Raw genomic sequence first — 14585 nt, 5'->3', positions numbered from 1 at the left:
CTAAAAACTCAATAATGGTATTAACTAAAAACAACATAATTTGTATCATCTTTTTAAAAGTTTAGGTTGAATACATTAAACCTTTGGCAAAGCTATACTCTACCAAAGATAAAGGTTTAATAATTAGTTTAAGTGTTGAGCGAAAAAACCCATCATTGTTTTATATAATTCGATTTGATTTTCCTCTCTTGCAAACCCATGTCCTTCGTTATACTTTAACATGTAAGGGACCGCAAATCCTTTTGTTCTTAATGCCGTCACGATTTGGTCAGATTCTGCCATTTTTACTCTTGGATCATTTGCGCCTTGTATAACGAACAATGGCTTTGTAATTTTATCGACTTGATACAACGGTGACACCTGCTTAGCAATTTTTGCTTCTTCAGCGTTATCCAGATTATACCAAATCTTTTTTACTGCTTCTTTATAAGGCTTCCAGTACTCAGGAAAGGAAGAGAAGAATGTTTCAATACTAGAAACACCAACATAATCGACACCACAAGCATACAAGTCCGGAGTCTTAACTAATCCCATTAAAGTGGCGTATCCTCCATGACTGGCTCCATAAATTGCAATTTTATTTTTGTCTACCCAGCCTTTTTGTAGTACATACTGAACGCCATCTTCAATATCTTCCATCACTTTTCGGCCAATTTGATTGTAACCTGCTTTCAAAAATTCTTTCCCATACCCTCCTGAAATTCTAAAATTAACATGTAAGGTGGCGTAACCCCGACTGGCAAACAATTGCGATTCTTGATTATAACCCCATGAATCCCTTACTCCTTGAGGACCACCGTGCGGATTCACGATTAACGGAACTTTTTTTCCTTGCATTGCTTCTTTTGGCAATGTTATATATCCGTGTATGGTCAAACCATCTCTGCTTTTAAAAGTTATCGGTTGCATTACCGCCATTTCATCTTCCTTTAATTTGGGCATTAAATCATACATAAAATTAATTTTATCCGTCAAAACATCATATTGATAATATTTTCCAAATATTTTATCACTATCAACAATTATTAACATTTTATCTTCATTGTCATTTTGAGAAACAATTCTAAACTGTTGCTTCCCAAATTCTGCAGACAATCTTTTATTTATTTTTTTAAAAGTCTTACTCAATGGAATTACCGTAATCTTCTCTCCGTTAAAACCAACATAATCTAATTCATAATTTCTTTTTTCAGATAAACTAAAAATAGATGCGTCATAGGTTTCGTTAGAAAATATTTCTTTCAATATTTTATTTTGCTTCAAATCATATAAAACAATTTTCATCTTGTCTGAATCCAAATTCGTAACAACATAAGCATCGTCAGGATTTTCACTTGCATAATTAAATTTTAACACACCAAAGGTGTCTGATGAACCAAATTCTTTGACTAATTTAAATTCAGTATCATTTGCAGCTTTATAATAATATTGATAATCAACACTATTGAATTGTTTCACAAAACCTTTTAAAACCCCATCTTTATCAAAATTATACACCGCGATAGGATTTTTCAGATCTGCATTGGCATATAATTTTTCAAATACTCCAGTGGTAATATTAATTTTATAAGGCTCCATTACCTGCGGATTGTCTTTATTCATCATAACAACAATAAATTCTTTTTGCTCCTTCAGAATCATAGAAATAGAGGCCTGCACCCCCTCAAAAGGAGTTAGATCTAATATGTTAGTTCCATCGATATTAGCCGAATAAATATGTTTATTTTCATTCCCTCCTTTATCCATGACATACCCTAAGCGCGTGTTGTTTAACCATTCGTAACTTCTAATTAATTCTTTTTTCTCTTCAATAGCTAATGTCACTTCATTTGTTTTGGTGTTTTTTACATAAACATGACTTTTACCATTTACATCTTTTTCAAAATAGGACATATACTCCCCGTTTGGCGACAATCTAAATGTTCTAGCCTTAGGTTTGGCGAAAAAATCTTCAACAGAATATTTATAATTCCCTTTTTCAAATGAAGCTAATTCATCCAATACTTCTTTTGAAGACGCCAATAAATTAGTATCCAGTTTTGAAGTTACGGATTTACCTTCTTGTGCAAAAGTATTTACCGTCAAGAGAAAGCTACATGCTAATAAAGTTATTTGTATTTTTTTCATGATTACAATTATTTATAAAATTTTATTAATACCAACTACCACTCCTGCGATAAAAATGGTAAGCATTACTCCTATAATTAACAGTACTACGCGTATAGCTATAGTTTTAAAATTTAAATTTTTCATTTTATTAAGTTTTATTGATTGTGAAACTTCTACTTAAGAGCATCTTTTAATTGATACATTTCTATTTATAGCATTGCTAATTTTGACAGTTATAGTGAAAGCAAGAGCCAACATAACTATAGAGCGAATTCCAATTCGACCACTTAAATTAACAAATACAGGTATTTAAGCAAATAATATCCGGCAACTCCAAATACCGCACCTACAGCGAAACTCAATATTATCTTTTTCGCACTACTCTTTTCTGTTTTCATTATTATGTTTTTTTATTTTTTGATGAGGCAAATGTATAACGGCGGCTTTTAAAATTTTCTTAAAAAATGACGAGTGGCCATTTCAAAATGGCGAACGGTAAAACTGATAAAATCAAAATCCCCAACATGTATACCGTTAGAATCACAGTCAAAATCTATAGCTATGCAGATATCGCCTTTGTAGGTGGTGGTTTCGGCAATCCTGGCGTACACAACTTACTGGAACCCGCTACTTTTGGAATCCCAATAGTAATTGGTCCAAATTATTCTCATTTTGCAGAAGCAACTGCTTTAGTTAATATGGGAGGATGCATCTCTGTTTCTGACAAAGCCCAATTAAACGCTGCTTTTAAAGACTTACTTGTAGATGCCAACTTCCGCAGCGAAAAAGGTCATATCTGCAGCACTTTTGTTCAGATGAATAAAGGAGCAACAAATATGATCATGAAAAACATTGCTCAATAGCGTTCAAATTGAACTCCCATTGCTAATTTAGACGGACGTATAATTCTTCATAATCGTACAAAACGAGTTCCTGATTTATTGTAAGAATAGTTTTGGTTAACCATTAACTAAAAAATAGTTTCTCAAAAATAAAAAGCAACGATAAAAAAGCAGAGACTAGCATAACAGCATTCTCTGCTATGAAAAGCTAATTTATTTACCCTCAATTAATTAAAAAACCTAGCGCTTCTATTTCGTAAAAAGAGTTCCATTTATTATAGCAGAAAATAGATCAGTACTAAATTAATAGTTCTCCCAAAAACATTCTACTGTACAATCCTCATCAATAGGTACTGTGACTGTAAAAATGAGCAAATAAAAAAAAACAAAAATATTTTAAAAAAAAAACAAAAAAAAAATTTACATATCAAATATTTTATATCTTTGCGTCGAATTAATAATTAACCTTTATATTAAATTAAGATGAAAAAAGTATTTTTAAGTTTAGCTGTTGTTGCTGTTTTAACTGTTGTATCTTGTAAAAAATCTGACGCTGCTGCTGAAGAAACTATGGCTGCTGACACTACTGTTGTAGCTGTTGATTCTGTTGCTGTTGATACTGTTGCTGTAGCTGTTGATTCTGCTGCTGTTGAAGCACCTGCTGCTGAGTAATTTTAAATTACATCACAAAATTAAAGCCATCCGCGCAAGCGAGATGGCTTTTTTTATTTATAGGAATTCCTAAAAAAGGGTCTCTGAAATACTTATTTCAGAGACCCTTTTTTACCCCTATTAAAACAACTTGCGTCAATCTTCAAAAACAAAATTATTATTCGAAAAATCCAATATCTCCGAGATTGGACCATATTTAGTTATCTCGAGAATCCCTTTTTGAACCATCAACTCTGTACTATACTTTCTACTTGTTGCTACTACCACATTTTCAACGACTACCCTAAAGAAAAACTTTCCCTTAGTCGTTTTAAACTTCACATAAGAACAAGTCTCTAAAACCGACCGTATGTGTTCTGCTGCCGATTCGCAATCCATTCGCAACTCATATGCGTTACTCGTAAAAATTGTCTTCCCTTTTCTGGAAGTAAATTCAAACTTATAATCACCACTAAATCTTTTACTAATTACAAAAGTCGCCATAAATAATTATTGAAATAAAACAGATCATTATAAACAAAGACTAAACTAGCTTTTACAATAACAAACTACACATAGAAAACCAATCCACCGAAAATACAATCTTAAATCAACATCTTCCTAAAAAAGGTTTCGATTTTAAACAAAAAAAAAAGCTCCAAACATAGTTTGAAGCTTTCTTAGTACTCAGAGCGGGACTTGAACCCGCACGAACATTGCTGTTCACTGGATTTTAAGTCCAGCGTGTCTACCAATTTCACCATCCGAGCATTATATGGTGTCGAGCGAAAAACGGGGCTCGAACCCGCGACCTCGACCTTGGCAAGGTCGCGCTCTACCAACTGAGCTATTTTCGCATTTTCAATCCTTAAAAAGAACCGCGATACTTGTTCTGTATTGCGGATGCAAATTTAGGACATTTATTGAATTAAACAAGCGTTTTTTAGAAAAAAATTAAATAAAAAAGCTAACGTTTTGATAACCTAAACTTTAAAAATAAAAAAAATTATTTTCGAGTAAGCATTCTCTTGATTTCATTGAGTTTCATCAAAGCCTCAACAGGAGTTACGGTATTTATATCAAGATTTATAATCTCTTCTTTGATTTCTTCCAATAAAGGATCGTCCAAATTAAAGAAACTCATCTGCATTTGCTCCGCCTGTTCGCCTTTCAGGCTCGAGCCATCTTTTTCAGATTTGATTCCGTTCAACATATCACTAGAATGATTCTTCTCTAATTTCTTTAAAAGCTTTTGCGCTTTTAAAATTACGATTTGCGGCATCCCGGCCATTTTTGCTACATGAATTCCAAAACTATGAGCACTTCCTCCTTTTACTAATTTTCTAACAAAAAGAACCGTGTCTTTTAACTCCTTCACCGCCACATTATAATTCTGAATTCGAGGTAAAGATTCACTCATCTCATTTAACTCATGATAATGCGTTGCAAATAGTGTTTTAGGCCTAGATGGATGCTCATGTAAGAATTCTGCAATTGCCCAAGCAATTGAGATTCCATCATAGGTACTCGTACCTCTTCCTATTTCATCTAACAACACCAAACTCCTGTCTGAAATATTATTCAAGATCGAAGCCGTTTCATTCATTTCGACCATAAAAGTAGATTCTCCCATCGAAATATTATCGCTAGCCCCCACTCTGGTGAATATTTTATCGACTACTCCCATTCTCACGCTGTCTGCGGGAACAAAACTCCCCATTTGAGCTAAGAGTACAATTAAAGCTGTTTGGCGTAAAATAGCTGATTTTCCAGACATATTGGGTCCCGTAATCATGATCAGCTGCTGAGTTTCTCGATCGAGAAATACATCATTAGCAATATAAGGCATCCCAACAGCCAATTGTTTTTCGATAACAGGATGTCTTCCATTCTTGATTTCCAGTTCGAATGTTTCATCTAGTTCAGGACAAACATATCTATTCTCAATAGCTAATTGGGTAAAAGAACACAGACAATCTAACTGAGCCACCAAATTAGCATTCAGTTGAACTGGCTTTATATACGTTGCAATCCAAGCAACTAATTGCTCAAACAACTCTGCCTCTATTTTTTGTATTTTTTCCTCAGCACCTAGTATCTTAGTTTCATATTCCTTCAACTCCTCGGTAATATAACGCTCTGCATTTACTAAGGTTTGTTTTCTAATCCACTCCGCAGGAACTTTATCTTTGTGCAGGTTTCTAACTTCGATGTAATACCCAAAAACATTATTAAATGAAATTTTCAACGAAGAAATACCTGTCAATTGAGACTCTCTTTTTTCAATTCCATCCAAAAACTCCTTCCCAGACGTTGAAATCGCACGTAAATCATCTAATTCAGCATTAACACCTTTTGCAATAGCATTACCTTTAGCGATCGCGACCGGCGCATCTTGATTTAAGGTAGTTTTGATTTTTTCCCGCAATAAATCGCAGCTATGCAAACTGTCACCAATGATCTTCACCGCTTCTTGCGGACTTTCTAACGCCAAGGTTTTTATAGGAATAATAGCGTCTAAAGATTCCTTCAAATAAACCACTTCACGTGGCGACACTTTCCCTGCGGCTATTTTAGAAATTAAACGCTCTAAGTCGGAAATTTGCTTTATTTGGTATTGCATTTTTTGCAGCACCTCCTGATTTTCTTGTAAGTAAGAAACAACCTTGTGACGGCTTCGTATTTTATTACTGTCTTTTAAAGGTAATGCCAACCAACGTTTCAGTAAACGACCACCCATTGGCGAAAGCGTTTTATCAATAACATCTAGCAGCGTCACCGCATTTGGATTATAACTGTGGTACAATTCCAGATTCCGAATCGTAAATCGATCCATCCATACATAAGCATCTTCAGCTATTCGTTGAATTGCCGTGATATGCTGCACTCTATTATGTTGTGTTTCAGATAGGTAATATAAAATAGCACCTGATGCTATAATTCCTTCTTTCAAATCCTCAATACCAAATCCTTTTAAAGACACTGTTTGAAAATGCTTGGTCAGGATTTCGAATGCGTAGTCTTCTTTATAAATCCAATCTTCCAAATAAAAACAGTGGTAGTCATCCCCAAAGTTTTCCTTGAAATCATTTTTATTATTTTTTTGAATCAAAACTTCACTAGGACTGAAGTTCTGTAATAGCTTGTCTATATATTCTGCATTTCCCTGAGCCGTAAGAAACTCCCCAGTTGAAACGTCTAAAAAAGAAATTCCAATTGACTTATTGGCAAAAAAAACGGAAGCTAAAAAATTATTTGCCTTAGATTGCAAAACCTCATCATTCATGGAAACTCCCGGAGTCACAAGCTCAGTCACTCCTCTTTTCACAATGGTTTTAGTCATTTTAGGATCTTCAAGTTGGTCACAAATAGCAACACGAAGTCCAGCTTTTACTAATTTTGGCAAATACGTATTGATGGAATGATGCGGAAAACCAGCTAATGCAGTCTCTGTTGCAGAACCCGCACCACGCTTTGTCAGGGTTATTCCCAATATTTTGGAAGCCCTAACAGCATCATCTCCAAATGTTTCGTAAAAATCACCTACTCTGAACAACAAACAAGCATCAGGATACTTCCTTTTGATTTCATTATATTGTTTCATTAATGGTGTTTCCTTAACTTCTTTATCTTTAGATGCCAACTTATATTGTATTTAATTAATGTAAAATGTGACAGCGAATTTAAATATTTTATAGCGAATAACTATCACTTCAAAAATTAAAACCATTTTTAAGGAAAAATTAAGCTATTGGCATGATTTTTTCTTTAATTTTGTTCTACTAATAATAAAATCAAAAAGTAATGAAGAAAATAATTGTACTAGCGATGCTCACTATTCTAGGAGTAACTACTTCTAATGCACAAGAAACTACAAAAAAAATAAAAGCAAAAGTTGCCAAAGTTGATGGAGCTGGGTTAGTTTTTGTTTCAGAAACAATTGATTACGGAACGGTTGCTCACAATTCAGACGGAAAACGCGAATTTGTTTTTACTAATAATGGTACTAAACCTTTAATCATAACAAATACTCAAGGTTCATGCGGTTGTACTGTTCCTACTTCTCCAAAAGAGCCAATTGCTCCAGGAGCAAAAGGTGTTATTGGTGTAAAATATGCAACTGACAGAGTTGGAGCCTTCACTAAAACAGTGACAGTAACTTCAAATGCTAGTGGACAAGCAACTAAGATTCTTACTATAAAAGGTATTGTTTTAGGTGATGATGCTTCAAAAAGCTAAATTTTAATTACAGCATTATAAAAAAGCTTCCATAGTTCCGGAAGCTTTTTTTTATTTAAATAATTCCCAAGAAGAATGAGAAAGCTAGAAAACAGCGAATTAGAAAGAAAATCCGTTGAAGATTTTAAAAGCTCAGAAAAGACATCTATTATTCTAATCTTAGATGACATCCGTAGTTTACACAATATTGGCTCTGTATTTAGAACTGCCGATGCCTTTTTAATCGAAAAAATATATTTGTGTGGTATCACTGCAACACCCCCAAATAAAGAAATTCACAAAACAGCACTTGGAGCAACTGAAACGGTAACTTGGGAACACAACCAAAATGTTCTTGAAGTAATCGAAAACTTAAAAAAAGAAGACGTTACCACACTCGCAATCGAGCAAGTAGAAAGCGCTATTTTTCTTCAGGATTTCAAAGTCGAGAAAAACAAAAAATATGCTTTGGTTTTTGGAAATGAAGTTCATGGTGTCTCTCAAGAAGCTGTTGCATTATGTGACGGATGTATCGAAATTCCCCAACTTGGTACTAAACATTCTTTAAACATCTCCGTAAGCGCAGGGATCGTAGTTTGGGATTTATTTTCTAAAATGAATTGGCCCTCAAAATAAGAAACATAAATAATCGGCTCATAATAATATAATTTCATTGATTATCATTATTTTGCCAATTATTATTATTTTCATGAAAAAGCTATTCTTACTTTTTATCCTACTTACTACAATTGCCTTGCAAGCACAGTACACGACAATTCCCGATGCTAATTTTGAACAAGCATTGATTAACAGAGGCATAGATATCGGTCCAATTGACGGAAGAGTACTTACGGCTAATGTGAGTGGAGTTTCAAGTATAAATCTTCAATTTGCTAACATTACTGACTTAACAGGCATAGAAAGTTTTACGAGTTTGATTTATCTCGCCACCAGCATAGGAAATCAATTTGACAGTTTAGATCTTTCTCAAAATGTCAATTTACAAGTTTTATTCTGCGATCAAAACGGTTTAAAAACCCTAGATGTTTCTAAGAATATTAATTTAACACAGATAAGCTGCGCACAAAATCAATTAACAAGTCTAGACGTTTCTAAAAACACCAACCTTGCGCGGTTAGACTGTAGGAACAATGAACTTACAACACTAAACTTAAAAAACGGAAATAATTCAGCTCTTGATTCCACTTTAAACCCCGATCTATCGTGTATTTTAGTTGATAATGTAGCTTACTTTAATGCCAGTTACACTGTTTTTAAAGATTTAACTTCACGTTTTTCAGAAACTTGTCAAGTAAACGTCGCTCCAATAATTACAGCAACCGGTAATCAAGTCTATTGCCCACAATCATCACTAAAAATAGCTACCGCAGTAACTATAACAGATCCTGATGATACAAGCACAGATGCCATTTACATTCAAATATCTTCTGGATATGTTAATGGACAAGATAAGTTATCTTTTGTCGACACTTACAACATTACATCCAATTGGGATCCAACAACGGGAAAGCTAAAATTACACAATCAAACAAACGCTCAAGTTCCCTATATTGATTTTATCGCTGCCATTAAAGACGTAGTATTTAGTAACTCAAATAATTCTCCATCTGGTATTCGCGATTTTTCAATAAGTATTGGTGAGGCTAATTATTTACCATCAAATGGTCATTATTATCAATATTTCTCTAATTTAGGAATTACATGGACCAATGCTAAAGCAGCAGCAGAAGCAAGTAACTATTACCGCTTACAAGGATACTTAGCTACTATAACTGCAGCAGACGAAGCCAAGATTTCTGGAGAACAAGCCGCAGGAGCCGGATGGATTGGCGGAAGCGACGCTACAACTGAAGGCGTGTGGAAATGGGTAACAGGTCCTGAAGGTCTTGCGAATGGTGGAACAGGAACAACTTTCTGGAATGGGCTCGCTAGTGGTTCAACAACACCTCCTTATAATTTTGCCTTCTGGAATACCGCCGAGCCAAATCAGTACAATGGAGCCCAAGAAAATTACGCTCACATTACCGCACCTGGTGTTGGTATTACAGGGTCTTGGAATGACTTAACAAATACTGGGGATCCTGCCGGTAATTATCAACCTAAGGGCTACATTGTAGAATACGGAGGAATGCCCGGAGACCCTATTTTAAACATAGCAGCATTTACTACGATAACAATCCCCAAAATAACAAGTTCAACTGGAGACCCTCGATGCGGATCAGGAACTGTCACTCTCCAAGCAACAGCTTCAGACGGAGCAATAAACTGGTACGCAAATGCAACTGGCGGAACTTCTTTAGCAACAGCAAACAGTTACACAACTCCAGTTCTATCTACAACAACCTCCTATTTCGTAGATGCCACAGATGGAAATTGCCCAAGCAACCTTAGAACAGAAGTTACTGCAATAATAAAATCACCTCCAACAATTACAGCCACAACTCCAGGTTCAGTTTGTAATTCTGGAACTGTAACTTTAGGAGCAGTAGCCTTTGCAGGAACAATCAATTGGTATAACGTTTCCACCGGAGGAAGTATTTTAGCCACTGGATCAACATTCACAACTCCAAGTATCTCGACCACTACAACCTATTACGCTGAAGCCATTGCTGACGGTTGTACAAGCTTATCACGAACTGCCATTACAGCTACAGTTAATAATTCTCCCACAATTACAGCAACAACTGCATCATCTCGTTGTGGTTCAGGATCAGTAATTCTTGAAGCTAATCCTTCTACTGGAAATGTAAATTGGTTTGATGTTGCTATCGGAGGTTCACCAATATTTACTGGGAATTCATTTACAACCCTAGCCTTAAACACATCAACAACCTATTATGCTGAGGCCGTTTCAAATGGTTGCAAAAGCAACAGAACTCCAGTCACAGCAACAGTATTCCCTATAAATACAATTACCGAGGAAGTGATTTTATGCCAAGGAGAAACTACGACATTAGACGCTTCAATACCAAACATGATCTATCTATGGTCCCCAGGAGGCGAAACTACTCAGACTATTGTTGCTTCTACAATAGGGAATCATAGCGTGACAATTAGTTCACCCACGATTATTTCTTGTGAATCCAAAAAAGACATTAGTGTAATCGAACATCCACAACCTATTATCAGTTCAATTGCTGTAAATGAAAATTCAATCGTAATAGAACTCGAAAACCCTGAAGACTATTTTGAATACTCGATTAACAGCACAGATTTTCAAGCTTTAAATCAATTTTCTTATATTCCAACTGGCCAACACACGGCTTTTGTAAGAGAAAATAATGGTTGTAATATAGTAACGCAACAATTCATAATCTTTACTATTCCTGAATTTTTCACACCAAATAATGACGGCTTTAACGATGTATGGAGAATAAATGAAATGGTGGATTACCCTAATTCAATCGCTCAAATCTTTGACCGATATGGTAAGTTAATTATAGAACTAAACTCTTCTAATAATAGTTGGGATGGAAAATACTATAGCAAAAATTTACCTACAGATGATTATTGGTACCGTTTAAAACTAGACAATACCAAGTCAGAAATACGAGGTCATTTTACATTAAAAAGATAAACTACCCTGCAATTTTCTTCCTGATTTCTTCTAAAATATAAAGATAATCTTCTTGGTTTTTCACGAAATCCTTGTTGGAAACATCAATAATTAAAACATTCAAATCTGTTTGCGATTTAATATAATCAAGATAGCCACTATTGATCTTGTCCAAATAATCAGCAGGGATTTTTTGTTCGTAGCTTCTGCCCCTTTTCTTTATGTTCTGCAAAAGCCGTTCTGAGTTTTGGTACAAATAAATATACAAATCTGGTTTAGGCATTTCTCTGTACACAATATCAAAAAGATTTCGATACAGCCTGTATTCATCTTCTGCTAACGTTATTTTAGCAAAAATTAAAGATTTAAAAATATGATAATCTGCAACTAAAAAATCTTTAAACAAATCAAACTGCGCTAAATCATCTGATAATTGCTGATATCTGTCGGCTAGAAAAGACATCTCAAGCGGAAAAGCATATCTATTTTGATCTTTATAGAACTTTGGCAGAAAAGGATTGTCAGCAAAGCGCTCCAACACCGTTTTTGCATTGAAGTCTTCGGCAATTTTTGTTGCTAAAGTTGTTTTCCCTGCTCCAATATTTCCTTCCAGAGCAACATAATTAAATTGCTCTAAAGCAATATTTTGCAACGGACTTTCTACTGTTTCGATAGTTCCACACACACTCTGATCTGAAGAAACCTCTAATAACTCTGATATGTTCTTTTTCAAGAGTGGATGCTTCCAATCCAAATTTAAATCTTGAATAGGTAACAACACAAATTTTCTATCTTGCATCAATGGATGAGGAATCTTCAACTTCTCAGAATCAATTATTTCTTCATCAAACGCAATTAGATCAATGTCGATAATTCGAGATTGATACCCTTTTTTATTACTGCGAATACGTCCTAATTTCTTTTCAATCTTTAAGGCTTGAGTAAGAATCTTATGGGCCGAAGTAAAAGTGTGTAAAACTAACGCACAATTATAGAAGGCATCACTATCAAAGCCCCAAGCGGGAGTTTCATATATTTTGGAAACTTTAATTACCGTACCAATTTCCTGATGGATCAATTCTATACACTGCTTCACGTTTTCAAGTCGATTCCCTTGATTACTGCCGATAGATAAAATAACTTGATGTTGTGATTTCATATTAGGCACAAATTAACTAAAACAATTTTAGAATTAGCGATATATTTGCACAAAGTATAAGTGGTAATTTCAGTTTTTGCAAATGTAAATCTGTAACAATTCACATTTTTTACTACGAATATATAAAAATATAATTATGAAGTTTTTAGGAAATGTATTGGCGACCATTATTGGTCTATTTATTTTTTTCATGCTGTTCTTTTTTGGAATACTAATTATCGGGGCAGTCTTTGGTGGTGACTCCGAAACGATAAAAGTTAAAAATAATTCTGTAATCGAATTAAACCTCGAAGATATAAAGTACGACTATGCTGGAAAATACGAAGATCCGTGGATCACTATTTTTGCAGATAAAAAAAGCGTTGGACTTAGTGATGTTATCAAAGCGATCGAAGAAGCTAAAACAGACGATGATATTAAAGGTATATCTATCTTAAATAACCAATCTTCTTTAGGAATGGCGCAAAGCAAAGCTTTGAGGGATGAGTTAGAAAGTTTTAAAAAGTCAGGGAAGTTTGTAATGGCTTATGCCAATTCCTATACTCAAAAAGAATACTACCTGAACTCAGTAGCAAGTCCTATCTATATAAACCCAGTAGGTGATATGGATTTTAAAGGATTATCTGCTGAACTGATGTTTTTCAAAGATTTTCAAGAAAAAACTGGAGTAAAAATGGAAGTGATACGTCACGGAAAATACAAAAGCGCTGTAGAACCTTTCCTTGAGAATCAAATGAGTGATGCCAATAGAGAACAAGTTACGGCCCTATTAAATTCAGTTTGGAATTCAGTAACAGCTGACATTTCGAAAAGCAGAAATATCTCAGTTGAAAAATTGAATGAAATTGCAAATGGTCTTTTAGCTCGAACTCCAGAAATGGCAAAAGAGCAAAAACTAGTAGACATTATTGCCTACGAAGATGTGTACCACGACGCCATCAGAAAAGCATTAAAAGTAAAAAAAGATGAAGACTACAACAAAGTCAGCATCTTTGAATACACAAAAAAGATGACTACTACTGGCGTAAGTATAGATTCAGAAAATCAAATTGCTATTATCTATGCACAAGGAGAAATTCAAAGTGGAGAAGGAGATGTCAACACCATAGGAGAAGGTTCGATGCGCCGCTCTTTGCAGGAAGCTAGAAAAAACAAAGATGTAAAAGCTATTGTACTTCGTATTGACAGCCCTGGAGGAAGTGCACTTACATCAGATCTAATTTGGAGAGAAATAGAACTGACTAAAAAAGTAAAACCTATAGTTGTTTCTATGGGTAATTATGCCGCTTCAGGTGGATATTACATTGCTTGTAACGCCAATACTATTTTTGCTCAAAACAATACTATTACTGGTTCTATTGGTGTTTTTGGAATATTACCTAATTTCAGCCAGTTAACTACTAAACTTGGCATCCACACACAGCAGGTGACTACACATGAAAATTCGGCACAATATAGCCCGTTTGTACCATTGGACGATAAGTTTAAAGCAGTGACTCTAGAAGGTGTAGAACACATCTACAAAACGTTTGTTACTCATGTTGCTGAAGGACGAAAAATGACTTTCGCACAAGTGGATTCAATTGCTCAAGGAAGAGTTTGGGCAGGATCAGAAGCTATCAAGCTTGGTCTTGTTGATAAAATTGGAAGTCTTAACGATGCGATACACGAAGCAGCAACTCTAGCAAAAATAAAAACCTACAAAACACAAAACTATCCTGAATACAAAAAAGATTTAAATGATCTTTTAGCTAATTTACCTTTTTCAGAATCGAAAGCAAACCTTATAAAAGAGGAAATAGGAGAAGAAAACTATAAAATATTACAAGAAATAAAAAAGATAAAATCTCAAAAAGGAGTACAAATGGCAATGCCTTTTGAAATAAACATTCAATAAAGTACGGATACCTTTTAAAAGTTATACCGTTTACCTATTTAATCTAGTCCAATAAAAATTAGATTAATAAATTACTATTAAATCCGTTTGATCTCTTTTCAAACGGATTTTTTTATGCTTTTCCAAATTATT

9 protein-coding genes, 2 tRNA genes and 1 pseudogene are annotated in these 14585 nt (G+C 34.5%); 6 read left to right on the top strand and 6 right to left on the bottom strand.

Going from position 1 to position 14585, the window contains the following annotated elements:
- Positions 1-123: 123 nt before the first annotated feature.
- On the bottom strand, positions 124-2127 hold the full coding sequence (locus QO182_RS05250) for an alpha/beta hydrolase family protein (protein WP_371535758.1): 2004 nt from the start codon (positions 2125-2127) through the stop codon (positions 124-126).
- 512 nt (positions 2128-2639) lie between these two features.
- On the opposite strand from QO182_RS05250, the pseudogene QO182_RS05245 reads away from it, so the two are divergent.
- Both QO182_RS05245 and QO182_RS05240 read left to right on the top strand, forming a co-directional pair.
- Positions 2640-2972, top strand: a pseudogene (locus QO182_RS05245) (3-deoxy-D-manno-octulosonic acid transferase); the annotation flags it as partial.
- A gap of 462 nt (positions 2973-3434) precedes the next feature.
- Entirely contained in the window at positions 3435-3623 is a 189-nt protein-coding gene (locus QO182_RS05240; RefSeq protein ID WP_339918861.1) for a hypothetical protein, read from the top strand.
- A 135-nt stretch (positions 3624-3758) separates the two neighbouring features.
- Here the strand turns inward: QO182_RS05240 and QO182_RS05235 are convergent, their stop codons facing one another.
- From QO182_RS05235 to mutS, 4 genes are all read right to left on the bottom strand, one after another.
- Entirely contained in the window at positions 3759-4106 is a 348-nt protein-coding gene (locus tag QO182_RS05235; RefSeq protein WP_371535755.1) for a DUF1508 domain-containing protein, read from the bottom strand.
- Between the two features lie 180 nt (positions 4107-4286).
- Positions 4287-4372, bottom strand: a tRNA-Leu gene (locus tag QO182_RS05230).
- A 14-nt stretch (positions 4373-4386) separates the two neighbouring features.
- A tRNA-Gly gene (locus tag QO182_RS05225) sits at positions 4387-4459 on the bottom strand.
- Between the two features lie 149 nt (positions 4460-4608).
- The gene (gene mutS, locus QO182_RS05220; protein WP_371560304.1) at positions 4609-7245 is read right to left on the bottom strand and encodes a DNA mismatch repair protein MutS; all 2637 of its coding nucleotides are present in this window, start codon (positions 7243-7245) and stop codon (positions 4609-4611) included.
- A gap of 161 nt (positions 7246-7406) precedes the next feature.
- On the opposite strand from mutS, the gene QO182_RS05215 reads away from it, so the two are divergent.
- From QO182_RS05215 to QO182_RS05205, 3 genes are all read left to right on the top strand, one after another.
- The gene (locus QO182_RS05215) at positions 7407-7841 is read left to right on the top strand and encodes a DUF1573 domain-containing protein (protein WP_371535749.1); all 435 of its coding nucleotides are present in this window, start codon (positions 7407-7409) and stop codon (positions 7839-7841) included.
- Positions 7842-7916: 75 nt separating this feature from the next.
- Complete coding sequence (locus tag QO182_RS05210; RefSeq protein WP_371535746.1) at positions 7917-8456, top strand: RNA methyltransferase; 540 nt, start codon at positions 7917-7919, stop codon at positions 8454-8456.
- Between the two features lie 73 nt (positions 8457-8529).
- On the top strand, positions 8530-11418 hold the full coding sequence (locus tag QO182_RS05205) for a T9SS type B sorting domain-containing protein (protein ID WP_371560302.1): 2889 nt from the start codon (positions 8530-8532) through the stop codon (positions 11416-11418).
- Between the two features lies 1 nt (position 11419).
- On the opposite strand, the gene folK is transcribed toward QO182_RS05205, so the two are convergent.
- Positions 11420-12556: a 2-amino-4-hydroxy-6-hydroxymethyldihydropteridine diphosphokinase gene (gene folK, locus QO182_RS05200; protein ID WP_371560299.1), complete on the bottom strand. Its 1137-nt coding sequence runs from the start codon at positions 12554-12556 to the stop codon at positions 11420-11422.
- A gap of 136 nt (positions 12557-12692) precedes the next feature.
- Between folK and sppA the strand changes: the two genes are divergently transcribed.
- Positions 12693-14453: a signal peptide peptidase SppA gene (sppA, locus tag QO182_RS05195; protein ID WP_371560297.1), complete on the top strand. Its 1761-nt coding sequence runs from the start codon at positions 12693-12695 to the stop codon at positions 14451-14453.
- Positions 14454-14585: the final 132 nt, after the last annotated feature.

It is taken from the genome of Flavobacterium sp. Arc2 (genome assembly GCF_041431385.1).
Taxonomy (GTDB): domain Bacteria; phylum Bacteroidota; class Bacteroidia; order Flavobacteriales; family Flavobacteriaceae; genus Flavobacterium.
This window is presented reverse-complemented; position numbering and strand designations above follow the sequence as displayed.

What these genes read in the sequence shown, in the direction of transcription:
- QO182_RS05250 (WP_371535758.1), bottom strand. Translation starts at nt 2,127, where the DNA reads ATGAAAAAAATACAAATAACTTTATTAGCATGTAGCTTTCTCTTGACG.
- QO182_RS05235 (WP_371535755.1), bottom strand. Translation starts at nt 4,106, where the DNA reads ATGGCGACTTTTGTAATTAGTAAAAGATTTAGTGGTGATTATAAGTTT.
- QO182_RS05210 (WP_371535746.1), top strand. Translation starts at nt 7,917, where the DNA reads ATGAGAAAGCTAGAAAACAGCGAATTAGAAAGAAAATCCGTTGAAGAT.
- QO182_RS05240 (WP_339918861.1), top strand. Translation starts at nt 3,435, where the DNA reads ATGAAAAAAGTATTTTTAAGTTTAGCTGTTGTTGCTGTTTTAACTGTT.
- QO182_RS05205 (WP_371560302.1), top strand. Translation starts at nt 8,530, where the DNA reads ATGAAAAAGCTATTCTTACTTTTTATCCTACTTACTACAATTGCCTTG.
- sppA (WP_371560297.1), top strand. Translation starts at nt 12,693, where the DNA reads ATGAAGTTTTTAGGAAATGTATTGGCGACCATTATTGGTCTATTTATT.
- folK (WP_371560299.1), bottom strand. Translation starts at nt 12,556, where the DNA reads ATGAAATCACAACATCAAGTTATTTTATCTATCGGCAGTAATCAAGGG.
- QO182_RS05215 (WP_371535749.1), top strand. Translation starts at nt 7,407, where the DNA reads ATGAAGAAAATAATTGTACTAGCGATGCTCACTATTCTAGGAGTAACT.